The organism is Enterovirga rhinocerotis (assembly GCF_004363955.1).
GTDB lineage: Bacteria > Pseudomonadota > Alphaproteobacteria > Rhizobiales > Beijerinckiaceae > Enterovirga > Enterovirga rhinocerotis.
In genome coordinates, this window is the sequence record NZ_SNZR01000019.1 from 37,831 (window position 1) to 59,637 (window position 21,807).

At 70.5% G+C, this 21,807-nt stretch carries 16 protein-coding genes, 1 tRNA gene and 1 pseudogene; 17 read left to right on the forward strand and 1 reads right to left on the reverse strand.

Annotation, left to right across the window (positions count from 1 at the left end):
• Positions 1–234 precede the first annotated feature (234 nt).
• From fdnG to EV668_RS24400, 15 genes and pseudogenes are all read left to right on the forward strand, one after another.
• Positions 235–3,312, forward strand: coding sequence for a formate dehydrogenase-N subunit alpha (gene fdnG / locus EV668_RS24335; RefSeq protein ID WP_166652628.1), 3,078 nt, complete (start codon positions 235–237; stop codon positions 3,310–3,312).
• 14 nt (positions 3,313–3,326) lie between these two features.
• Positions 3,327–4,265: a formate dehydrogenase subunit beta gene (gene fdxH, locus EV668_RS24340; protein ID WP_133775156.1), complete on the forward strand. Its 939-nt coding sequence runs from the start codon at positions 3,327–3,329 to the stop codon at positions 4,263–4,265.
• A complete protein-coding gene (locus tag EV668_RS24345) occupies positions 4,262–4,951 on the forward strand; it encodes a formate dehydrogenase subunit gamma (RefSeq protein WP_133775158.1) in 690 nt (229 codons plus the stop codon). The genes fdxH and EV668_RS24345 overlap by 4 nt, the downstream gene beginning before the upstream one ends.
• Positions 4,952–5,047: 96 nt before the next feature.
• Positions 5,048–5,977 (forward strand): formate dehydrogenase accessory protein FdhE, encoded by a 930-nt coding sequence (gene fdhE, locus EV668_RS24350; protein WP_133775161.1) that lies wholly within the window; start codon positions 5,048–5,050, stop codon positions 5,975–5,977.
• A gap of 121 nt (positions 5,978–6,098) precedes the next feature.
• On the forward strand, positions 6,099–7,541 hold the full coding sequence (gene selA, locus EV668_RS24355) for an L-seryl-tRNA(Sec) selenium transferase (RefSeq protein ID WP_133775163.1): 1,443 nt from the start codon (positions 6,099–6,101) through the stop codon (positions 7,539–7,541).
• Positions 7,538–8,356 carry a tetratricopeptide repeat protein gene (locus EV668_RS24360; RefSeq protein ID WP_133775165.1) on the forward strand — a complete coding sequence of 273 codons (819 nt, stop codon included), beginning with the start codon at positions 7,538–7,540 and terminating at the stop codon, positions 8,354–8,356. The genes selA and EV668_RS24360 overlap by 4 nt, the downstream gene beginning before the upstream one ends.
• Positions 8,353–10,182 (forward strand): annotated as a pseudogene (gene selB / locus EV668_RS24365) (selenocysteine-specific translation elongation factor); the annotation flags it as partial. The gene EV668_RS24360 and the pseudogene selB, both read left to right, overlap by 4 nt.
• 129 nt (positions 10,183–10,311) lie before the next feature.
• Positions 10,312–10,407: transfer RNA gene (locus tag EV668_RS24975), tRNA-Sec, on the forward strand.
• A gap of 32 nt (positions 10,408–10,439) precedes the next feature.
• A complete protein-coding gene (locus tag EV668_RS24370; RefSeq protein ID WP_133775169.1) occupies positions 10,440–11,027 on the forward strand; it encodes a hypothetical protein in 588 nt (195 codons plus the stop codon).
• Positions 11,014–11,415, forward strand: a complete 402-nt coding sequence (locus EV668_RS24375) for a hypothetical protein (protein ID WP_133775171.1) — start codon at positions 11,014–11,016, stop codon at positions 11,413–11,415. The genes EV668_RS24370 and EV668_RS24375 overlap by 14 nt, the downstream gene beginning before the upstream one ends.
• Positions 11,412–12,326, forward strand: a complete 915-nt coding sequence (locus EV668_RS24380; RefSeq protein ID WP_133775173.1) for a lipoate--protein ligase family protein — start codon at positions 11,412–11,414, stop codon at positions 12,324–12,326. The genes EV668_RS24375 and EV668_RS24380 overlap by 4 nt, the downstream gene beginning before the upstream one ends.
• Complete coding sequence (locus EV668_RS24385) at positions 12,323–12,700, forward strand: DsrE family protein (RefSeq protein WP_133775175.1); 378 nt, start codon at positions 12,323–12,325, stop codon at positions 12,698–12,700. The genes EV668_RS24380 and EV668_RS24385 overlap by 4 nt, the downstream gene beginning before the upstream one ends.
• 131 nt (positions 12,701–12,831) lie before the next feature.
• Positions 12,832–14,562: a hydantoinase B/oxoprolinase family protein gene (locus tag EV668_RS24390; RefSeq protein ID WP_245513440.1), complete on the forward strand. Its 1,731-nt coding sequence runs from the start codon at positions 12,832–12,834 to the stop codon at positions 14,560–14,562.
• Positions 14,552–16,570, forward strand: coding sequence for a hydantoinase/oxoprolinase family protein (locus tag EV668_RS24395; protein ID WP_133775178.1), 2,019 nt, complete (start codon positions 14,552–14,554; stop codon positions 16,568–16,570). The genes EV668_RS24390 and EV668_RS24395 overlap by 11 nt, the downstream gene beginning before the upstream one ends.
• A 207-nt stretch (positions 16,571–16,777) precedes the next feature.
• Positions 16,778–18,268 carry a M81 family metallopeptidase gene (locus EV668_RS24400; protein ID WP_133775180.1) on the forward strand — a complete coding sequence of 497 codons (1,491 nt, stop codon included), beginning with the start codon at positions 16,778–16,780 and terminating at the stop codon, positions 18,266–18,268.
• A 33-nt stretch (positions 18,269–18,301) separates the two neighbouring features.
• Here EV668_RS24400 and EV668_RS24405 read toward each other — a convergent pair whose 3' ends face one another.
• Positions 18,302–18,790, reverse strand: a complete 489-nt coding sequence (locus tag EV668_RS24405; protein ID WP_133775182.1) for a GNAT family N-acetyltransferase — start codon at positions 18,788–18,790, stop codon at positions 18,302–18,304.
• A gap of 123 nt (positions 18,791–18,913) precedes the next feature.
• On the opposite strand from EV668_RS24405, the gene EV668_RS24410 reads away from it, so the two are divergent.
• Positions 18,914–19,324, forward strand: coding sequence for a MarR family winged helix-turn-helix transcriptional regulator (locus EV668_RS24410; protein ID WP_245513441.1), 411 nt, complete (start codon positions 18,914–18,916; stop codon positions 19,322–19,324).
• Between the two features lie 93 nt (positions 19,325–19,417).
• Positions 19,418–21,745 carry a xanthine dehydrogenase family protein molybdopterin-binding subunit gene (locus tag EV668_RS24415; RefSeq protein ID WP_133775184.1) on the forward strand — a complete coding sequence of 776 codons (2,328 nt, stop codon included), beginning with the start codon at positions 19,418–19,420 and terminating at the stop codon, positions 21,743–21,745.
• Positions 21,746–21,807: the final 62 nt, after the last annotated feature.

The window sequence follows — 21,807 nt, forward strand, 5'->3', positions numbered from 1 at the left end:
CCGCCACGCGGGAGCGAGAGCTTGTCTCACGGCTGCGAGACTGGGCGCGAGCCACCGACGCCGTCAAGAGCCGTCCAAGGACAAGCCCCTTCGTTATATTCAAGATGACATAACGATACTTTGGAACTATCTTCCGTCCTCCGCCCTTTTGACATAGAATCATTCGCAAGTACTCTGCTTGAGTCTTGCGATGTGGCCGTCCCCCGTGAGGGGCGCTTGGGAGGAGCCCGTTCGATGAACATGGAGCTCTCGCGGCGCGCTTTCATGCGCGGGGCGGGTGCGGGTCTCGCCGGTACGGCGATGGGAGCCCTCGGCTTCGGCGACATCGAGGCGGCCCATGCCTCCTCGATCCGCGCCTACAAGCTGCTCGGCACCACCGAGACTCGAAACACCTGCACCTATTGTTCCGTCGCCTGCGGCATCATCACCTACGCCAAGGGAGACTTGGCGAAGGGCGAGAAGGCCACGATCATCCATATCGAGGGTGACGTCGACCATCCGACCAATCGCGGCACGCTCTGCCCCAAGGGCGCGGCGCTGCTGGATTACGTCCATTCGGAGACGCGCCTGACGCAGCCCAAGGTCAGGAAGCCGGGCTCCGACCGGTTCGAGACGGTCTCCTGGGACTACGCGCTCGACCGCATCGCGCGCCTGATGAAGGACGACCGGGACCGCAACCTCGTCGAGAAGAACAACGACGGCGTCACGGTGAACCGCTGGACGACGACGGGCTTCCTCGCCGCTTCGGCGACGACCAACGAGACCGCGTGGCTGACCTACAAGGTCGTGCGCAGCGCGGGCATGGTGGTGTTCGACAATCAGGCGAGGGTTTGACACGGCCCCACGGTGTCCAGTTTGGGCCCGACTTTCGGCCGTGGCGCGATGACCAATTCGTGGACCGACATTCGGAACACGGACCTCGTCGTCATCATGGGTGGGAACGCCGCCGAGGCGCATCCGTGCGGATTCAAGTGGGTCACGGAGGCTAAGGCCAACCGGGGCGCGAAGCTCATCGTCGTCGATCCGCGCTTCACGCGGTCGGCTGCGGTCGCCGATTTCTATGCCCCCGTCCGCCAGGGCACGGACATCGCGTTCCTGCTCGGCGTGATCAGGCACTGCATCGAGACCGACAAGGTCCAGTGGGAGTACGTCAAGAACTTCACCAACGCGAGCTATCTCGTGAAGGACGGTTTCGCGTATTCCGACGGTCTCTTCGTCGGCTACGACGAGCAGAAGCGCGACTACAACCGCACCGACTGGGAGTACAAGATCGGCGCCGACGGCTTCGTCGAGACCGACCCGACGCTCCAGGATCCGCGCTGCGTCTGGAACCTCCTGAAGGAGCACATCGCGGTCTACACGCCCGAAATGGTCGAGCGCATCTGCGGCACGCCCAAGGCCAAGTACCTGAAGGTGTGCGAGATGATCGCCGAGACGTCCTCGCCGCAGAAGGCGATGACGTCGATGTACGCGCTCGGCTGGACGCAGCACTCGAAGGGGTCGCAGAACATCCGCGGCATGGCGATGCTGCAGCTGATCCTCGGCAATATCGGCATCCGCGGCGGCGGCATGAACGCGCTCCGCGGCCACTCGAACATCCAGGGGCTGACCGATATCGGGCTCATGTCGAACCTGATCCCGGGCTACATGACCCTTCCGGTGGAGCGGGAGGTCGACCGATCGACCTATATGTCGACGCGCGGCTTCAAGCCTCTTCGTCCCAACCAGACCAGCTTCTGGCAGAATTACGGGAAGTTCTTCGTCTCGTTCCAGAAGGCGATGTGGGGTCCGGCGGCGACGAAGGAGAACGACTTCGCCTACCAGTACCTGCCGAAGCTCGACGTCCCGGCCTACGACGTCCTGCGTGCCTTCGAACTGATGCACCAGGGCAAGATGACGGGGTATTTCTGCCAGGGCTTCAACCCGCTGCTCGCCTTCCCCAACAGGGCGAAGCTGACGGCGGCCCTCGCGAAGCTGAAATTCCTCGTGACCATGGACCCGCTCGAGACCGAGACTGCGCGCTTCTGGGAGAACCACGGCGAGCACAACGAGGTCGATCCGACGGCGATCCAGACGGAAGTCATCCAGCTTCCGACGACCTGTTTCGCGGAAGACGAGGGCGCGGTCGTCAACTCCGGACGCTGGCTGCAATGGCACTGGCCGGGCGCGACGCCTCCCGGCGAGGCCAAGACCGACGTCTGGATCATGGCGCAGATCCATCTGCGGCTGAAGGCCCTCTACGCGAAGGAGGGCGGCAAGTTCCCGGATGCGATCCGCGATCTGACCTGGAACTACAAGGACAGGGAGGATCCGCATCCGGCCGAACTCGCGAAGGAGCTGAACGGCTACGTCGTCGAGACGGTCGCCGATCCGTCCGACCCCGCGAAGGTGCTGCTTGAAAAGGGCAAGCAGGTCGCGGCGTTCGCGCTCCTGCGGGACGACGGCACCACGGCCGCGGGCTGCTGGATCTATACCGGCTGCTTCACCGAGGCGGGCAACATGATGGCCCGGCGGGACAATTCGGACCCGGACGCCACGGGCGCCTATCCGAAATGGACGTTCTCCTGGCCGGCCAACCGCCGCATCCTCTACAACCGCGCCTCCGCCGACATGAACGGGAAGGCCTGGGATCCGACCCGCAAGCTGATCGAATGGGACGGCTCGCGCTGGTCCGGCTACGACGTTCCGGACATCGCGCCGACCGCGAAACCCGATCAGGTCGGTCCCTTCATCATGAACCCGGAGGGCACGTCGCGCCTCTTCTCCCGCGGGATGATGAGGGACGGCCCCTTCCCGGTTCACTACGAGCCCTTCGAGGCGCCGATCGCGAACGTGATCGCGCCCCGGATCCGGGGCAACCCGGTCGCGCGCGTGTTCCGGGGCGACATGGAGCAGTTCGGCGAGGCACGGGAGTTCCCCTATGCGGCGACCTCCTACCGGCTCACCGAACACTTCCACTACTGGACCAAGAACAACCACATCAACTCGGTCCTGCAGCCCGAATTCTTCGTGGAGATCTCCGAGGAGCTCGCCAAGGAGAAGGGCATCAGGCCGGGCGGCTGGGTCCGGGTCTGGTCGAAACGCGGCTCGATCAAGGCCAAGGCGGTCGTGACCAAGCGCATCAGGCCGCTGATCTGCGACGGCAAACCCGTCCACATCGTCGGCATCCCGCTGCATTGGGGCTTCATCGGTGCCGCGAAGAAGGGTTTCGGCCCGAATTCGCTCACGCCCTATGTGGGTGACGCCAATATCGAGACGCCCGAATACAAGGCGTTCCTGGTCGACATCGAGCCCATTTCGGGCGTGGCATAGGGAGGGGCGGGACCATGACCATCACCGTGAATCCTCCCGTCGCAGCGACAGCTCCGGCTTACGGCGAGCAGGACCTCCTGCGCCGGTCGGCCTCCTCGGTGCCGGCCCCCGGCCGGCAGCTCGAGGCGGTCTCGAAGCTCATCGACGTCTCGAAATGCATCGGCTGCAAGGCCTGCCAGTCGGCCTGCCTCGAATGGAACAACCTGAAGGAGGAGATCGGGGTCAATACGGGCACCTATCAGAACCCGCACGACCTGACGCCGAACACCTGGACGCTGATGAAGTTCACCGAATGGGTGAACCCGCAGACGGACAACCTTGAATGGCTGATCCGCAAGGACGGCTGCATGCATTGCGCCGATCCGGGCTGTCTCAAGGCCTGTCCGTCGCCCGGCGCCATCGTCCAATACACGAACGGCATCGTCGATTTCGACCGCGAGAAGTGCATCGGCTGCGGCTATTGCGTGAAGGGCTGCCCCTTCAACATCCCGCGCATCTCGAACGTCACCCACAAGGCCTACAAGTGCTCGCTCTGCTCCGACCGGGTCGCGGTCGGCCAGGGGCCGGCCTGCGCCAAGGCATGCCCGACCAAGGCCATCGTCTTCGGCACCAAGGAGCAGATGAAGGCCCACGCCGACAAGCGCATCGCGGACCTGAAATCGCGCGGCTTCGACAAGGCCGGCCTCTACGATCCGCCGGGTGTCGGCGGAACGCATGTGATGTACGTGCTGCATCATGCCGACCAGCCCTCCCTCTATGCCGGGCTGCCCGACAATCCGCGCATCAGCCCGATCGTCGAGGCCTGGAAGGGCGTCACGAAATATGCCGGCTTCGCCGTCATCGGGCTCGCGGCCGCCTTCGGCTTCGTCCACCATCTCGTCGCCGGGCCGAACAAGGTCACGGAGCATGACGAGGAAGAGGCGGCGCGCCTGACGGAAGGACGCTCGCCATGAGCGACGCGATCCGCCCGGCCCCGGAGACGCCCGAACCGCGCGTGACCGTGCGGCGCTATTCGGCGCTGACCCGGATCAATCACTGGACGCTCGCGGGCAGCTTCGTCCTCCTGACCCTGTCCGGGATGGCGCTGTTCCATCCCAGCCTGTTCTGGCTCTCGACCTTCTTCGGGGGCGGGCCGACCTTGCGCTGGCTGCATCCGGTCTTCGGCTGCGTGCTGATCGTCGCCTGGCTGTTCATGTTCCTGCGCTTCGCCTGGGCGAACCTGCCGGAGCGGACGGACTGGGTCTGGATGACGAAGGTCCGCGATGTCCTCAGCGGCCGCGAGGAGAACCTGCCCGAGGTCGGCAAGTACAATGCGGGCCAGAAGCTGGTCTTCTGGTCCTTCGCGCTGCTCGTGCCGGCCCTCTTCCTCACCGGTCTCGTGATCTGGGACCAGTATTTCTACGACTGGACCACGATCCCGCAGAAGCGCGTCGCGGTCCTCGCCCATGCCCTCCTCGCCATCGGCATGATCACGGTCTGGATCGTCCATGCCTATGCGGCGATCTGGGTCCAGGGCACGATCCAGGCGATGACGCGGGGCTACGTCACGGGTGGCTGGGCCTGGCGGCATCACCGCAAATGGCTCCGCGACCTCGTCTCGGGCCGGAAGCGTACCCCACCGGCGACGCCGGCGGAATGAAGGTCGGCGGCGGGAGAAGCTTGGCCCCGCCTCGGCGCGGCTCGAAGGACACGGTCTGCGGTCCCACGTGACCCGTGCGGTTCGTGAGGAGGAAACATGGCTCAGCTCGGCTCTCCCGGGCACGATGCGGTCCCGATCGGCGAGGTCGTCGCACCGCCTTTCGCGAAGACGCCCGACCCGTCCGCGCTCTTCCGCGACAGGTCTGCCCGCCTCCGGGATCTCGCACCCGGCCATCGGCTCGGCGCCTATCTGACCTTCCTCGCGGGCCTGACGGAGGTTCAGGCGGCGCTCGCGGAGGATCTGCCGCCGCCCGATCTGCCGGACGCCGAGGCGCTGGCCCGCTCGCGCGCACACGGCATGCCGGCGCTCGACCGCGAGCGCTTTCCGCACGATCCGGCCTGTCGCGACACGCTGCGGCGCTTCTTCGCCGGCGCCTCGGCGATCGAGATGCCGGCCGAAAGCCGGCAGGCGCTCTCGGCGATCGCTTCGGCGGATGACGAGACCCTCGCCTGGATGGTGCAGAACGTCGTCCGGGATTCGATCCCGGCCCATGACGCCGCGCCGCACGTCTTCGTCGCGGCCGGCACCGCGCTCCACGCCGCCCGTTGCGCGAGCGCGGTGGATGCCTCCTGGCTCGTTCCGGTCGGCGAAGGCGCCTGTCCGGCCTGCGGCTCGGCGCCCGTCTCGTCGGTGATCGTGGGCTGGGAGGGCGCACATGGGGCACGCTTCTGCGTCTGCTCCCTCTGCGGGACGCTCTGGAACGCCGTCCGCATCCGCTGCACGGCCTGCGGCTCGACGAAAGGCATCTCCTATCAGGAACTCGACGACCCCGAGGCCGCGGAGGGAGCCGTGAAGGCCGAATGCTGCTCGGAATGCCGCACCTATCTCAAGGTGATGCAGCAGGCGAAGCACCCCGCGCTCGATCCCGTCGCCGACGACGTCGCGACCCTCGCGCTCGACCGGCTCCTGGCCGAGGACGAGGACCTCCGCCGCAGCGGCCGCAATCCCTACCTCCTGGGCTATTGATGAACGCGCGGGCATCCACCCTCTCGGCGCCCCCACCGCCCACCCTCCCCCCGCTTGCGGTGGGGAGGGTGGGCCCGGCCGAGCTGTATGAATCCGATAGCCCTCCAGGGGATGGCTGACGATGTCCAGCGCGCCGTCGCCCTCGCTTCGCGACCTGCCCTCCGTCGACGAGGTCCTGACCTCGGAGGCCGGCATCGCGGCCATCGCCGCCCATGGCCGGCAATCCGCCCTGGCCGCCGCGCGCGCCATGCTGGCGACAGCGCGCGAGGAGGTTCGCGCGGGCCGCCCCGCGCCGAATGCCGGGGATGTCGGCCGGGCCGCGCTCGACCGGCTCGACCGGCTCGACCGCGCCGCCCGCCCGAACGTGCGGGCGGTCTTCAACCTGACCGGCACGATCCTGCACACCAATCTCGGGCGCGCGCTCCTCGCCGAGGCCGCGATCGAGGCGGCGACCCTCGCCATGCGCGGCGCCGTCGCGCTCGAATTCGATCTCGACACCGGCCGGCGGGGCGAACGGGACGCCCTCGTGCGAGACCTCCTCTGCGAATTGACGGGCGCGGAGGATGCGACCCTCGTCAACAACAACGCCGCCGCCCTGATGATCGTGCTGAACACGCTCGCGAAGGATCGCGAGGCGATCGTCTCGCGGGGCGAGCTGATCGAGATCGGCGGCGCCTTCCGCCTCCCCGACATCATGGCGCAATCGGGAACGCGCCTCGTCGAGATCGGCACCACCAACCGCACCCATCCCCGCGACTATGCGGGCGCGATCGGGCCTGAGACGGGGCTCCTCCTCAAGGTCCACACCTCGAACTTCCTGATCCAGGGTTTCACGGCCTCGGTCGCCGCGCCGGCCGTCGCCGAGATCGCGCGCCAGGCCGCCGTGCCCTTCGTCAACGATCTCGGTTCGGGCACGCTCGTCGACCTCCGCCGCTTCGGGCTCGACCACGAACCCACCGTCGCGGAGGCGGTCGCGGAAGGGGCCGATCTCGTCACCTTCTCGGGCGACAAGCTGCTGGGCGGCCCCCAGGCCGGCTTCATCGTCGGCCGGCGCGACCTCATCGCGCGCATCAACAGGAACCCGATGAAGCGCGCCATGCGGGTCGACAAGATCCGCCTCGCCGCCATCGAGGCGACGCTGCGCCTCTACCGCAACCCGGACGCCCTCGCCCTCCGGCTGCCGACGATGCACCACCTGACGCGCGCCGTCCCCGATCTCGCCGCCCTGGCGGAGCGCATCCGGCCAGGGCTTCAGGAGGCGCTGGGCGCGGGGTTCGAGGTCACGATCGCCCCCTGCGCGAGCCAGATCGGCTCCGGCGCCCTGCCGCTCGCGACGCTCCCGAGCATCGGCCTGCGGATCGCACGCACCTCCGACCCTCCCCCTCCAGGGGAGGGTGGGAAGCGCGGCTCCCTCGAGAGGCTCGCGGCGGCCTTCAGGGCGCTGCCCATCCCGGTGATCGGGCGCATCGAGGACGGGGCGCTCTGGTTCGACCTGCGCTGCCTCGAGGACGAGAAGGGCTTCGTCGGCAACCTCGCCGGGCTCGATCAGACGGCCTCGCCATGACCTGGCTCGCGCGTCTCCTGCGCCGCGACGCGCCGTCATCGCCGGCCGATCGTGGCGAGATGGATCTGGCGCTCGCCCGCGAGCGGGCCGAGGCGGGCGATTACGAGACCGCGCTCGCGTTGTGGCATCCGCTGGCGAAGGCCGGCCATGCGCGCGCGCAGAACAATATCGGCGCCTGTTTCGCCGAGGGGCTCGGCGTCGAACGCGACGCCGGCATGGCGGAGCGCTGGCTCACGCTATCCGCAGCGCAGGGAGACCCCATCGGGCAGCGGAACCTCGCCGCCTTGCTGTTCAAGGGCGAGGGGATCGAGCCGGATTTCCGGCGCGCCCTGTCGCTCTACCGCGCCGCCGCCGAACAGGGCGACGCGGTCGCGCAGGACATGCTGAGCTGGATGCTGCTCGAAGGCGAGGAGGCCGAGCCCGACCCCGTCGAGGCGCGGCTCTGGGCGGAGAAGGCGGCCGCCGCGGGCATCGCCTCGTCGATGACCCGGATCGGGATGCTGCACCACAACGCGCTCGGCACCCCGCGCGATCCGGCCGAGGCCGCTCGCTGGTGGCGCCGCGGTGCGGAGAGGGGCGATGCGGACGGGGCGGCCATGCTCGGGGCCGCCTTGGTCCTCGGCGCGGGTGCCGCGCGCGATCCCGAACGAGGCCTCGCCTGGCTGCTGCGGGCGCAGGCCGGCGGCAGCGCGCTCGGCGCGGCCTTCTTTCCCGCGGCGCGGGCCGCGCTCGATGCCGATGCGCAGGCGCGGGCGGAGCGGGAGGCGGCCGGGCCTTTGCCGGACGTCTCGTCCGCTCGGGAGGAGGCGGCGTGATCATCGGCACGGCCGGCCATATCGATCACGGCAAGACGGCCCTCGTCGGCGCTCTGACGGGCGTCGAGACCGACCGGCTGAAGGAGGAGAAGGCGCGCGGCATCACCATCGATCTCGGCTTCGCCTATCTGCCCGTGCCGGACGGCGGACGGCTCGGCTTCGTCGACGTGCCGGGCCACGAGCGCTTCGTCCACACGATGGTGGCCGGGGCGAGCGGCATCGATTTCGCCCTCCTCGTCGTCGCGGCCGATGACGGACCGATGCCGCAGACGCGGGAGCATGTCGCGATCCTCGACCTCCTCGGGATCGAGGCCGGGCTCGTCGCGCTGACGAAATCGGACCTCGCGGATCCGGCGCGCCTCGCCGAGGTCGAAGGCGAGATCCGAGCCGCCCTCGCCGGCACGCAGCTCGCCGGGATCGACATTCTGCCCGTCTCAGCCCGCACCGGGGACGGAATCGACCTCCTGCGCGAGACGCTGCTCGACGCGGCGCGCGCCCATGCGGCACGGCGCAGCGACGGGCTGTTCCGCCTCGCGGTCGATCGCAGCTTCACGCTCGCGGGCGCCGGCACCGTCGTCACCGGCACGGTCCTGTCCGGGCGCGTCCATGTCGGGGATCGGGTCGTGATCGGCCCTTCCGGCAAGCCCGCCCGCATCCGCGCGATCCACGCCCAGAACGTTACCGCCGAGGAAGGCCATGCGGGCGAGCGCTGCGCGCTGAACCTTGCCGGCGACGGGATCGGCAGGGACGCGGTCCATCGCGGCGACGTCGTCTCGGACCCACGCCTGCATGCGCCGACGGCCCGGATCGACGCGCGCTTCCGCCTCCTGCCGAGCGAGCGGAAAGCCCTCGCCACCTGGCTGCCCGTGCGCCTGCATCACGCCGCGGCCGATGTCGCGGCGCGGCTCGTGCCGCTCTCCGCCGAACCACACCGGCCCGGCGAGGAGGGCTTCGTGCAGCTCGTCCTGGAGCACCCGATCGCGGCGGCGATCGGCGACCGCTTCGTGCTCCGGGATACGTCGGCCCAGCGGACGCTCGGCGGCGGCAGCTTCCTCGATCTCCGCCCGCCCCTGCGCAAGCGCCGCAGCCCCGAGCGGATCGCCCAGCTCGAGGCCGCATCCCTCCGGGAGCCGGCGGAGGCCCTCGCGGCCCTCCTCGCGGCACCGCCCCATCATCTCGACCTCGGCCTCTTCGCCCGCGACCGGGCCCTCGCGCCGGAGGCCGTGCGGGACATCGCCGAACGCCTGTCGCTGGTCCGGCTCGCGATCGGCGAGGCAAGCGTCGTCCTCCTGCCCGAAACGGAGGCGCGCACGGAGCGCGCCATCGCCGCCCGGCTGGAGGAGTTCCATGCCGCCCATCCCGACCTGATGGGAATCGGGCTCGAACGACTCCGCCTCGCACTCGAGCCCCGTCTGCCGGCCCCCGCCTTCCGCGCCTTTCTCGCGCATCTCGCGCAGGACGAGCGCGTCGTGATCGAGGGCGCCTGGCTGCGCCTGCCGGGCCATACCGTGCGGCTTTCGGCGCAGGACGAGGATCGCTGGGCCCGGATCGCGCCGCTGCTCGGCGGCGAGGTCCGGTTCCGCCCGCCGCGCGTGCGCGACATCGCGGGGATGGAGGACGAGCCCGAGGGCGAGATCCGCCGCCTCCTCAAGACGCTCGGCCGCCTCGGCCGGGTCGACGAGGTCGCACACGACCACTTCTTCCTCCGCGCCACCGTCTCCGAGATGGTCGACATCATCGTGCGGCTGGGCCACGACGGAGAGAAGGGCGAGTTCAGCGCCGCCCTGTTCCGGGATCAGGTCGAGAACGGCCGCAAGGTCGCGATCCAGATCCTCGACTTCTTCGACCGCCACGGCGTCACCCTGCGCCGGGGCGATCTGAGGCGGGTCAATCCGCACCGCCTCGACCTGTTTCGCGTCGTCGCGGCCGCCGATCGGGCGGCCGCGGCGGCATCTGGAGGAGAAGCATCCCCGGTGGGGCGTCCGGACTTCAAATCCGGGAGGGGCCGCGAGCCGGTCTCTGGTGGGTTCGACTCCCACTCTCCTTCGCCAATCGACCCTGCACCAATCGACCGGAGTCCCGCGTGACCCGCCTCTCCCTCTGGCTCGACGAACTCGGCCGGGCGACCGCCGCCGCCGAGACGGCCGAGCAGGATTACCGCGCCGATTTCGCCCGCCGCGTCGCCGCCCTCGCCGAGGAGCGGGCCGTCGCCTATCGCCGGGCCAATCTCGTCCGGGCGGTCGCGGAAGCGGTCGCGGGCGCCGAGGACGAGCAGGCCGCCGTGGCGCACGGGCTCGCGGTCCTGCGCACGCGGCTCGGCTGGTCCTCGGACAGCGAAGCCCGCACCGAGATCCTGTCCCGCTTCGCCCCCGTCTGCGCGGCGGCGTTCTCCGCCCGTGATCCCTCCCCTTCAGGGGAGGGCGAGTCGGCGCCAGCCGACCGGGGTGGGGTGACACCGCAGCCCGGTTTTCCCCACCCCGGTTCGCCCCCGGAACAGGTCCGGGGGCGACTCGGCCCTCCCCTGCAGGGAGGGATCGGCGACGACGAGTTTATGGCCGACCCCGCCACCGCCCTCGCGGCGTTCGAATCCTGGTATCTCTCCGCCAGGGGCACGCCTTTCTGGCTCCTGTTCGAGAACGTCATGCCGGAGACGCCGCTTGTCGACTTCTGAGAGGCCGGGCGACGGCGGCACCCAGTTCGAGGCCTGGCTCGCGGCCGAGTTCGAGGAGGGCGGCTCCTTCACGGCGCTGATCGTTCTCGTCGAGATCGGCGAGACGACGGTGACACCGCTCTGCTCGACCCATGTCAACATCATCGGGACCGAGGTCTCCTGGGGCGACCTCGTCGTGATGTTCGCCGGGGCGGGCCACGACTGGCAGGGCGCCGCCTTCTTCCCGCGGCGCGACCGGAACGGCCGACCGCTCGACAACCCGACCGCGCGCCTCCTCCTGCGCGAATTGGAGGGACGCCTCGACGAGGATCGGCTCGTGCTCAACGAGGGCCATTTCTTCGACGGCTTCGGGCGGCGGATGACGATCGAGGAGATGACGAAGCAGTGAGCGGACGGCTCCGCATCCTCGGGACCGGCCTCGGCCCGGCGCGCTGGAACGTCGCGACCAGCGCGGCTCTTCTGCGCAGCATCGACGACGGCGGCTGCGACACGCTGCGGTTCTATCGTTTTCCGATGGCCTGCGTCATCGGCCGCAACCAGGATGCCGGCATCGAGCTCGACCTTCCTGCCTGCGAGGCGGAAGGCGTCGAGATCGCCCGCCGGGTGACGGGAGGCGGGGCCGTGATCATGGGGCCGGGCATCCTCGCCTTCGACCTCGTCCTCGGCACGCAGGGCCGCGACATCCACCAGATCACGCGGCGGGCGGGAGAGGCGCTGACGGCGGCACTGACGGCTCTCGGATTCCCCGCAATCCTCGCGACGCCGGGCAGCGTCGAGATCGGGGGACGCAAGATCTCGGGCTCGGCCGGCCGCCTCGGCCGCCGCGCCGCCCTGCACCAGGCGACGCTGATCCTCGACCTCGCCGAGGCCCCTCCCCTCGCGCTGCTGCGCCGTCGGACGGAAGCCGGAAAGCCGACGCCCGATCCGACGCACCGCGTGACGAGCCTCGCGGCCGAAGCCGCAGGCGCGGCGCCGTCCGCGCCGGATCCCTCCCCTGCAGGGGAGGGCGAGTCGGCGCCAGCCGACCGGGGTGGGGTGACGCCCCGCCGGAGTTCTCCCCACCCCGGCTCGCCCCGGGAACAAGTCCGGGCGCGACTCGGCCCTCCCCTTTGGGGAGGGATCGGCGCGGCGAGGTTGGAGATGCATCTCGCCCGCGCCTTCGCGGAGGCCTTCGATCTCGCACCCGAGCCCGGCGACCTCACCGCCGCCGAACGCGCGCTCGCGGCCGAGATCCTGGCGCGAGAGGCCGGGCGCGACGATTACGTGCTGGAGAACGCCCGGCCGATGGAGGTGGCATGAGCCGACGGCTGCTCATCGTCCTCGCGAATACGGATCCGCGCCACGCCGAGGAGCTGGGCGTTCCCTTCTACCATGCGGCCGTCGCGGCCGCGATGGATTACGAGGTGGACGTCGTCTGCACCGCCGCCGCGGGCCGGCTGATGCGCCGGGGCGTCGCGGCGGAGCTTCGGGTCGATCCCGACGATCCCAAGACCGTCTACGACTGGATGCGCGAGGCGCATGACCAAGGTGCGCGCCTTTGGGCCTGCCCGGCCAATCTCGGCCTCACCGGCACCTCGGCGGAGGACCTCATCCCCGAATGCAGCGGCCTGATGGGCGCGGCCACGATGATCCAGGCCATCATGGACGACGACGTGCGGGTGCTGACCTACTGAAGCCGCGTTGCGGCCCGGAAGCTTCGTCCGAGCGATGTCCTCGTTGCATGGGTCTTGCTAGAGACGCGCCTTGACGCGCGAAAGCCCCGCTTCGCACAATCGCGCGACTCCCGCCTCTCAAGGACGATGCATTGGCCGCCTGTGATCCCGTGACCCTCGAAATCATCCGGGGCGCCATCCGCGCGGCCCAGGCCGAGATGGAGGCCCTGCTCGAACGGACCGCGATCTCGGCCTTCATCCGCGAGAAGAAGGATTTCTACACGGCCCTCTTCGACGCGACCGGCGCGATGGCCGTCGGCTCGAACGTGCCGATCTTCGGCGACGTCGCCGGACCCGTCCTGAAGCACTTCCCGCTGGAGACGATGCGGGACGGCGACGTCTACTGGTACAACGACTGCTACGGCTCGCGCGGCGCGGTCTCGCATTCGAACGACCAGGTCTTCCTCGCCCCCATCTTCCACGACGGCACGCTCTCCGCCTTCGTGATGAGCTGGGCGCATTTCTCCGATATCGGCGGGCTGCGGCCCGGCTCGATCTCGTCCGACGCCGCCGACATCTTCCAGGAGGGCATCATCGTGCCGCCGACGAAGCTCGTCGATGCGGGCACGACGAACGAGGCGGCGCTCGAGATCTTCTACCGGAACTCCCGCTATCCGGATCAGAACCGCGGCGACACGCGCGCGCTGATGGCGAGCGTCCAGCTCGGCCGCCGACGCATGGAGGAGATCCTCACGCGCTTCGGCGGGGACATCGTCGCGGATGCTCTGGCCCAGCTTCTCGCCCGCACCGAGGCGCTGGTGCGCAGGCGGCTGAAGGAGACCTTCCCCGTCGGCACCCATTCCTTCGAGGACGCGATCGATTCCGACGGCCACGGCAACGGGCCGTTCCACATCCGCTTCGACCTCACGCGGACGCCCGACGACCGCTTCATCCTCGACACGACGCGCACGGACGACCAGGCGCCGGGGCCGGTGAACTTCCTGATGAATCCCGACGTGCCCGGCATGGCGCTCGGGCTCTTCTTCCTCGGCGGCGATCCGAGCCAGGTCTGCAATGCCGGCGGGCCCCGCGCCATCGACGAGGTGAAGCTGCGGGACGGCTCGCTGCTGCAGCCGCGCTTTCCGGCGCCGCTCGGCATGCGCGGCCTCACCATGATGCGCGTGCTCGCGACGCTGAACGGCCTCGTGAACCAGGGACGCGGCGGGGCGCCCGCCTCGCATTCGGCCTATGTGATCATCATGTTCCGGGGCCGGGCGCACGGTAAGCCCTTCCTCCTCTCGGACGGGGTCGGGGTCGGCTACGGCGCGCGGCCCGATGCGGACGGCATCGACGCGGTCTATTTCGTCGCCCAGGAGAATTATCCGGTCGAGTTCCTGGAACTCGGCTACCCGTTCCACCTGAAGAGCTACGGCTTCAACCGCGACAGCGCCGGAGCCGGCCGCTTCCGCGGCGGCAGCGGGCTCGTGCGGGAATACGAATTCCTCGGCGACGAGGCGATGCTGTCGATGCGCATCGACAGCGTGAAGAACCCGACCTGGGGCATCGCCGGCGGCCTGCATGGCGGATCGGGACGGGCGGTGATCAATCCCGGCCGCGCGGACGAACGCGTGCTGCGGCCGCTCTCGGACGGCAATCTCCTGCGGCACGGCGACGTGCTGAGGCTCGAGACGGGAGGCGGAGGCGGCTACGGTCCACCCGCCGAACGCCCCGCCGCGCAGGTCCTCGCGGACGTGCTCGACGGCTTCGTCTCACGGGAGGCGGCGCGGGACCGCTATGGGGTCGCGATCCGCGAGGGGCGCGTCGACGAGGCCGCGACCGCGACGCTGCGGGCCGCCCTGCTGGGAGCCTCCCATGCCGCGTGATCGCTCCCTCGCCCTCGCCGTGGATATCGGCGGGACCTTCACCGACGTCACCCTTCAGGAGCCCGGCGCCGACCGGGCTTGGCACGCCAAGACGCCCTCGACCCCGGCCGACCCCTCGGTCGGTTTCGTCAACGGACTGCGTCTCGTGCTCGACGCCGCCGGCGCCTCGGCCGCCGAGGTCACGGGCGTCCTGCACGGCACCACCGTCGCGACGAACCTGATCCTGGAGAACAAGGGCGCGCGCACCGCGCTCGTCACCACGGCCGGGTTCCGCCACGTGCTGGAGATCGGCCGCGCGGATATTCCCCGCGCCGCGAACCTCTATAGCTGGATCAAGCCGCGCCGCCCCGTGCCGCCGGCCCGCATCTTCGAGGTCGAGGAGCGCGTCGCGGCGGGCGGCGAGGTTCTCGTCCCGCTCGACGAGGCAAGCGTCCTCGCGGCCGCGGAGGCCTGCCGGGCCGCGGAGGTCGAGGCCGTCGCCATCTGCCTCCTCCATTGCTTCGCCCATCCCGAACACGAGCGGCGCGTCGCCGAGATGCTGCGCGAGGCCCTGCCGGGCGTCGCCGTCACGGCGTCCATCGAGGTGCTGCCGGTCGTGCGCGAGTACGAGCGCAGCCTCGCGACGGTCCTCAACGCGACGGTGATGCCGGCCGTTTCGACCTACGTGACGCGGCTCGCCGACCGGCTGCGTAGCGAGGGGATCGAGGCCCCGCCGCTGATCATGCAGTCGAATGGCGGCGTCGCGGGCGTCGAGGCCATCCGGCGCGCGCCGGCCGTCACCGCCCTGTCGGGGCCGGCGGCGGGTGTCGTCGGCGCGCGCGAGGTCGCCGCCGCAGCCGGGATCAAGGACCTGATCACCGTCGATATCGGCGGCACCAGCGCCGATATCTGCCTCATCGCGGGCGGGCGGATCGCCCTCACCCAGGCCGGGCGCGTCGGCGAATGGCCTCTGCCCCTGCCGATGGTGAACATGGTCACGATCGGGGCCGGCGGCGGGTCGATCGCCCGCGTCCGGGACGGCGCGCTGGCGGTCGGCCCCGATAGCGCGGGCGCGAGGCCGGGCCCGGCCTGCTACGGCCATGGCGGCAGCGAGCCGACCGTGACCGACGCCCATCTGGCGCTCGGCCACCTGCCCCCGAGCATCCTCGGCGGGCGCATGAATCTGGACCGGGACCGCGCGATCGCGGTGGTGCAGGGGGGCGTCGCGACGCCGCTCGGCCTCTCCCTCGCAGAGGCGGCGCGCGGCATCCTCGCCATCGCCGATTCCGCCATGGTCGGCGCGATCCGCGTCGTCTCGGTCGAGCGCGGCCACGACCCGCGCGACTTCACGCTCGTCCCCTTCGGCGGCGCGGGGCCGCTCCACGGCTGCGCCCTTGCCGAGATGCTCGGGATCGGCAGCGTGCTCGTGCCTCCGGCGCCGGGCGTCCTCTGCGCCGAGGGACTGTTGGCGGCCGACCGCAAGTCGGAATTCGGCCGCACCCTCGCGGGGCCGGACGACGAGGCCGGGACCGAAGCCGTGTTCACGGTACTCGAAGGGATGGCCGCCGACTGGTTCACTCAGGAGGGTGTGCGCGCGGAGGATCGCCGGACCCGGCGCGTCGCCCTCATCCGCTACGAGGGGCAGGGCTCCGAACTGGCCGTGCCATGGCCGGGCGACAAGGCGGGCGCGGCGCGCGATTTCGCCGCCGCCCATCAGGCGCTCTACGGCTTCACGCTCGACATGCCGGTGAAGCTCGTCACGCTCCGGGTCGAGGCCGAAGGCATCCTGCCGCCACCGGTCAAGCCGAAGCTCGTCGCCTCCGGCGCCGCCGAGCCGGTCGGGACGAGCCGCATCGCCTTCGCCGACGGAGAGCGGGAGGCGCCCGTCTTCGACCGGGCGGCCCTCGCCGCCGGCACGCGCTTCCCGGGACCCGCCATCATCCAGCAGCTCGACGCGACGACCCTCGTACGCCCCGGCTGGGAGGTCGAGGTGCTGGAGGCCGGCTCCCTCCTGCTTCGGCGGATGTGACGGACCCGACGCCCACCCTCCCCTGGAGGGGGAGGGTCGACGGCGAAGCCGGCGGGGTGGGGTGAAACACGCCGCTGGTCATCATCGACGGTCTCGGGGCGGAGCCCCCGTGCCACCCCGCCCCGGACCTCCGGTCCGACCCTCCCCCTCCAGGGGAGGGTGAGTTGCGAAGCCCGAAAACGGCTCAGCCAGAGCAAAGGCAATCCCATGGCCCGGATCGCGATCGGCGGTTTCCAGCACGAGACGAATTCCTTCGTCGAGCCGAAGACGGACTTCGCCTATTTCGCCAGCCACCGCGACCGGCCGCCGCTGGTGCGGGGCGGGGACGTCGTCTCCTGGCTCACCGGGACGAGCTTCGCCATGGCGGGCTTCATGGCGGCGATGCCGGAGCACGAGCTCGTCCCGCTGCTCTGGACGAGCGGCGGGGCCGGCGGCACCGTGACCGCCGATGCCTTCGAGCGCATCGCGGCCGAGCTGGTGGGACGGCTGTCGGAGGCGATGCCGGTCGACGCGGTCTATCTCGACCTCCACGGCGCCATGGTGTCCGAGCGCTTCGAGGACGGCGAAGGCGAGCTCCTGCGCCGCCTCCGCGACGCGGTCGGTCCGGACATGCCGATCGTGATCAGCCTCGACTACCACGCCAATGTCACGCCGGAGATGGCCGAACTCACCGACGGCATCCTCGCCTACCTGACCTATCCGCATGTCGACCGGGTCGAGACGGGCGAGCGCGCGGCGCGCGTGATGGAGGCGGTGCTGGCGCGCGGCCGGCCCAGGGGCCGGGCGATCCGCAAGGCACCGTTCCTGATCCCGCTCAACGGGCAATGCACGCTGGTCGAGCCCTCGAAGGGCGTCGTCGGCGAGACGGCGACCTGCGCGGGCGACGTCCTCAGCCTGTCCTATCTCGCCGGATTCCCGCCCTCCGACCTGCATGGGTGCGGCCCGACGGCCGTCGCCCACGCCTGGACGCAGGAGGCGGCGGATCGGGCCGCCGAGGCGATGATGGCCCGGATCGAGGCCGAGGAGAGCCGGTTCGCGGAGCGGATGATCTCGCCGGAAGAGGCCGTCGCCGAAGCGATGCGGCTCGCCGCAGGCGCGAGCCGGCCGGTGGTGATCGCCGATACGCAGGACAATCCCGGCTGCGGCGGCACCGCGGACACGACGGGGGTGCTCCGCGCCCTGCTCGACGCAAAGGTCGAGAGCGCGGCGCTCGGCTTCCTCTGCGATGCCGAGGCGGCGGCTGCGGCCCATGGCGCCGGAGAGGGCGCCGAGGTGACCCTCGCGCTCGGCGGGCGGTCGGGGCCCGAGGGCGTCTCCCCCCTCGACGGCACGTTCCGCGTGCTGCGGCTGGGCGACGGGCGGTTCCGGACCTCGGGCGCCGTGTCCGGCGGCCGGGCGATCGATCTCGGGCCGATGGCTCTTCTCGGCATCGGCGGCATCAAGGTCGCCGTGACCTCGAAGCGCATGCAGGCGCTCGACCAGGAGCCGTTCCGCCATCTCGGCATCGAGCCGAAGGACGAGGCCATCCTCGCCCTCAAGAGCACCTGCCATTTCCGGGCGGAGTTCGAACCGCTCGCCGAGGCGGTGATCGTGGCGCTGGCGCCGGGCTATTACCGCGCGGACCCGACCACCTATCCCTTCCGGCGCCTGCGTCGGGGCGTGCGGCTGAAGCCGATGGGGACGCCGTTCGACGGCTGACGCGCTTCCGAAGCGAGGCGCCAGAGCCGCCGGCTACAGCGTCTTCTCGAACCAGTGGTGGGCATAGGGATTGTCATTGTAGCGGCCGATCTCGCGATAGCCCCGGCCGCGATAGAAGGCCTGCGCCTCGACGAGAGCGCGGTTCGTATCGAGCCGCAGGGTCCGAAAGCCCATCTGCGCGGCACGCCTCTCGAGATCGCTCAACAACCGGCCGGCGATGCCAAGGCCCCGGACGGAGGGCGAGACCCACATCCGCTTCACCTCGCCCGTCTCGTCCGCGAGCCTTCGGAGGCCGCCGCAGGCGACGGGGCGACCATCCAGCCGGCCGAGGATGAAGCGGCCCTGCGGCGCGACGAGATCGTCGTCCTGCGAGGCGTTCGCGAGGGCGAGATCGAAGCCCTCGACGAACCGCTCGGCGAGTTCGGTGAAATAGGCCTCGCGGCAGGCCAGGGCCTCGGCACTCGCCGGGCTGTCCTCGGTGAAGACGATGGTGGCCGCGCCGGCCGGGTCGATCGGATCCATGGCCGGAGTCTAGGCGTTGCCGGTCCGGCGCGCATCCGGATTGTCGGTCGGCATCGAAGCTGCACGCAATTTGGACAGCGCGCGATACGCGGCAGGGTTGAGAAGCGCCCGAAATACGGGTATATGCGCTATATGGCCGACGAATCGCCCTGTACCTGCACGACGCTTCGCCGTCTCACGCGGATGGTGACGACGGCCTATGACGAGACGATGAAGCCGTCCGGGCTTCGCGTCACACAATTCTCGGTGCTGCGGACGCTGGCCCGGCTTGGCCCCCTGAGCGTGACCCGCCTCGCCGCCGAGGCAGGGCTCGACCGGTCGACCATGGGCCGCAATCTCGACCCGCTGGAGCGCGAGGGCTTCGTGCGCATCACCGTCGGCGAGGCCGATCACCGCGAGCGCGTCGCGACCCTCACGGAGGCCGGAGAGGAGGCGATCGTGCAGGCGACGCCGTTCTGGGACGCAGCTCAGCGCGAAATGGCCCGGCGCATCTCTCCGTCGACCATCAACATGCTGGTGCGGCAGCTCCAGTAGCCGCGACTTTCATTCCCAGAGGCTGGCCGTAAGCTCGCTCCCTCGTCATGCTGAGGCGCGGATGCCCATCATGACACGGAGACCTCGCCCTCGATGACGCCATCAGCCGCCCGCGCAAAGGAATGCGGTCGCTCCCGCCGACGCGTCGAGGATCTCCGCTTCGTGACCGGGACCGGGACCTATATCGACGACCTCCCGGCCGAGGGGCAGCTTGTCGGCCACGTCCTGCGCGCGCCCCTCGCCCATGCCCGCATCCTCGGGATCGACCTCACTGCGGCGAGCGCGATGCCCGGCGTCGTGCGCATCTACACCGCCGCCGATCTCCTGGCCGAGGGGATCGGGCCGCTGCCCTGCGTCGCCGCCGGCATCCCCTCGGTCGATCCGATCCGGGTGCCGCCGCATCACGCCCTGGCGCATGAACGGGTCCGGCATGTCGGCGAACCGGTCGCCTTCGTCGTCGCCGACAGCTTCGAGGCGGCGCGGGACACGGCCGAGGCGATCGACGTCTCCTATGACGACCTGCCCACGGCCGTCCTGATCGAGGATGCGGCAGCCGAGGGGGCGGAGCAGATCTGGCCGGACGCGCCCGGCAACGTCGCCTTCCGCTATCGCCGGGGCGATGCCGCGGCCGTCGCGGGGGCTCTCGCGCGGGCCGCCCATGTCGTCACGCTCGAACTCGACAACAACCGGGTCGTCGCCGCGCCGCTCGAGCCGCGCGGCGCGATCGCGCGTTACGACGCGGCCGAGGACCGGCTCCTTCTCACGCTCAGCGGGGCCAGCGTCCACGACATCCGGGACCAGCTCTGCGCCGACGTGTTCCGGGTCGCGCCCGACCGCCTGCACGTCGTCACCCCCGATGTCGGCGGCGGCTTCGGCCCGAAGAACATCCCCTACCCGGAATATGTGCCGCTGCTCCTGGCCGCGCGCGATCTCCGCCGCGAGATCCGCTGGATCTCCGACCGCAGCGAGGATTTCCTCAGCACCGCCCAGGCCCGCGCCAACCGCACGCGGGCGAGCCTCGCCCTCGATGCGGAGGGGCGCTTTCTCGCGCTCGAGGTCGAGACCCTCGCCGATATGGGCGCCTATCTCTCGGCCCTCGGGCCGGCCATTCCGACGACCTCCGCCGCGAACGCGATGGGCGGCGTCTACGCGATCCCGGCGGTCCATCTCGCGGTGACGGGAATCTACACGAACACCGTTCCCATCGACGCCTATCGCGGCGCCGGTAAGCCCGAGGCGAACTACCTCATCGAGCGGCTCGTCGATCTCGCCGCGCGCCGGCTTGCGATCGCGCCATGCGAGCTCAGGCGGCGCAACATCGTCTCCAGCTTCCCCTCGGTCAGCGGGCTCGGCATCGCGATCGAGCGGGGCGCCTTCGCCGCGAATCTCGACCGTGCGGCCACCGTCTCCGACGCCGCTGGGTTTCCGGCACGGCGCGAGGAGGCCGCGCGGCGAGGCCGTCTCGCCGGCCGCGGCCTCGCCTGTTTCCTCGAGACCGCGCGGGGCGCGCCGGGCGAATGGGCGCGGGTTCGGTTCGAACCCGGCGGCGATGTCAGCATCGCGATCGGCACGCAGTCGAACGGGCAAGGTCACGAAACGACCTTTCCCCAGATCGCGGCCGACCGCCTCGGTCTCCCGCTGGAGGCCTTCCGCTTCGTCCAGGGCGACACGCGCTCCGTCGCCAAAGGCAAGGGCCATGGCGGTGCGCGGTCCCTCTATCAGGGCGGCGCCGCCCTCGTCGCGGCCCTCGACGATCTGCTCGCGAAGGCCCGGGCCATCGCCGCGCGCCTGCTTCAGGCCTCGCCCGAGGACCTCGCCTTCGCGGACGGGGCCTTTTCCACGGGCCGGGATTCGCGCCGCCTGACCCTCGGCGAGATCGCGGAGGCGGCCTCCGATCCGGAGCAGATGGGGGGCGGGCCGGCGCCGGGCCTCTCGGGCGAGGCCGAGACCACGCTCGACGCCATCACCTTCCCGAACGGCTGCCACGTCGCGGAGGTCGAGATCGACCGGGAGACGGGCGAGATCGCGCTGACGCGCTATTGCGCGGTCGACGATTACGGCACGCTGGTCAATCCGCTGCTGACGGAGGGCCAGCTCCAGGGCGGCATCGTGCAGGGGATCGGCCAGGCGATCTGCGAGCACACGGCGTATGATCCGGCCTCGGGCCAGCTCATCGCCGGCTCGTTCATGGATTACCGGCTGCCGCGGGCTGCCGACATTCCCGATCTCGAAATCGTGTTCCAGGGCGTGCCGAGCGCGTCGAACCCGCTCGGCGTCAAGGGCGTCGGCCAGGCCGGCGCGATCGCGGCCCCGCAGACGATCGTCAACGCCGTCGTCGATGCGCTCGCTTGCCTCGGCGTCACGCATCTCGACATGCCGATCACGTCGGAGGCGGTTTGGCGCGCGCTTCGGTCAGGTTGAGGCCGCTGACGGGTTTTTTCTGTGCCTGGACGCGCGAAAGCCCGCCTGGTCAGGTTTTCACC

Bases quoted from the DNA above. Each gene is read 5' to 3' on its own strand.
- EV668_RS24410 (WP_245513441.1), top strand. From the start codon at position 18,914: ATGCGCTATATGGCCGACGAATCGCCCTGTACCTGCACGACGCTTCGC.
- fdxH (WP_133775156.1), top strand. From the start codon at position 3,327: ATGACCATCACCGTGAATCCTCCCGTCGCAGCGACAGCTCCGGCTTAC.
- EV668_RS24395 (WP_133775178.1), top strand. From the start codon at position 14,552: ATGCCGCGTGATCGCTCCCTCGCCCTCGCCGTGGATATCGGCGGGACC.
- EV668_RS24345 (WP_133775158.1), top strand. From the start codon at position 4,262: ATGAGCGACGCGATCCGCCCGGCCCCGGAGACGCCCGAACCGCGCGTG.
- selA (WP_133775163.1), top strand. From the start codon at position 6,099: ATGTCCAGCGCGCCGTCGCCCTCGCTTCGCGACCTGCCCTCCGTCGAC.
- fdhE (WP_133775161.1), top strand. From the start codon at position 5,048: ATGGCTCAGCTCGGCTCTCCCGGGCACGATGCGGTCCCGATCGGCGAG.
- EV668_RS24385 (WP_133775175.1), top strand. From the start codon at position 12,323: ATGAGCCGACGGCTGCTCATCGTCCTCGCGAATACGGATCCGCGCCAC.
- EV668_RS24405 (WP_133775182.1), bottom strand. From the start codon at position 18,790: ATGGATCCGATCGACCCGGCCGGCGCGGCCACCATCGTCTTCACCGAG.
- EV668_RS24360 (WP_133775165.1), top strand. From the start codon at position 7,538: ATGACCTGGCTCGCGCGTCTCCTGCGCCGCGACGCGCCGTCATCGCCG.
- EV668_RS24415 (WP_133775184.1), top strand. From the start codon at position 19,418: ATGACGCCATCAGCCGCCCGCGCAAAGGAATGCGGTCGCTCCCGCCGA.
- EV668_RS24400 (WP_133775180.1), top strand. From the start codon at position 16,778: ATGGCCCGGATCGCGATCGGCGGTTTCCAGCACGAGACGAATTCCTTC.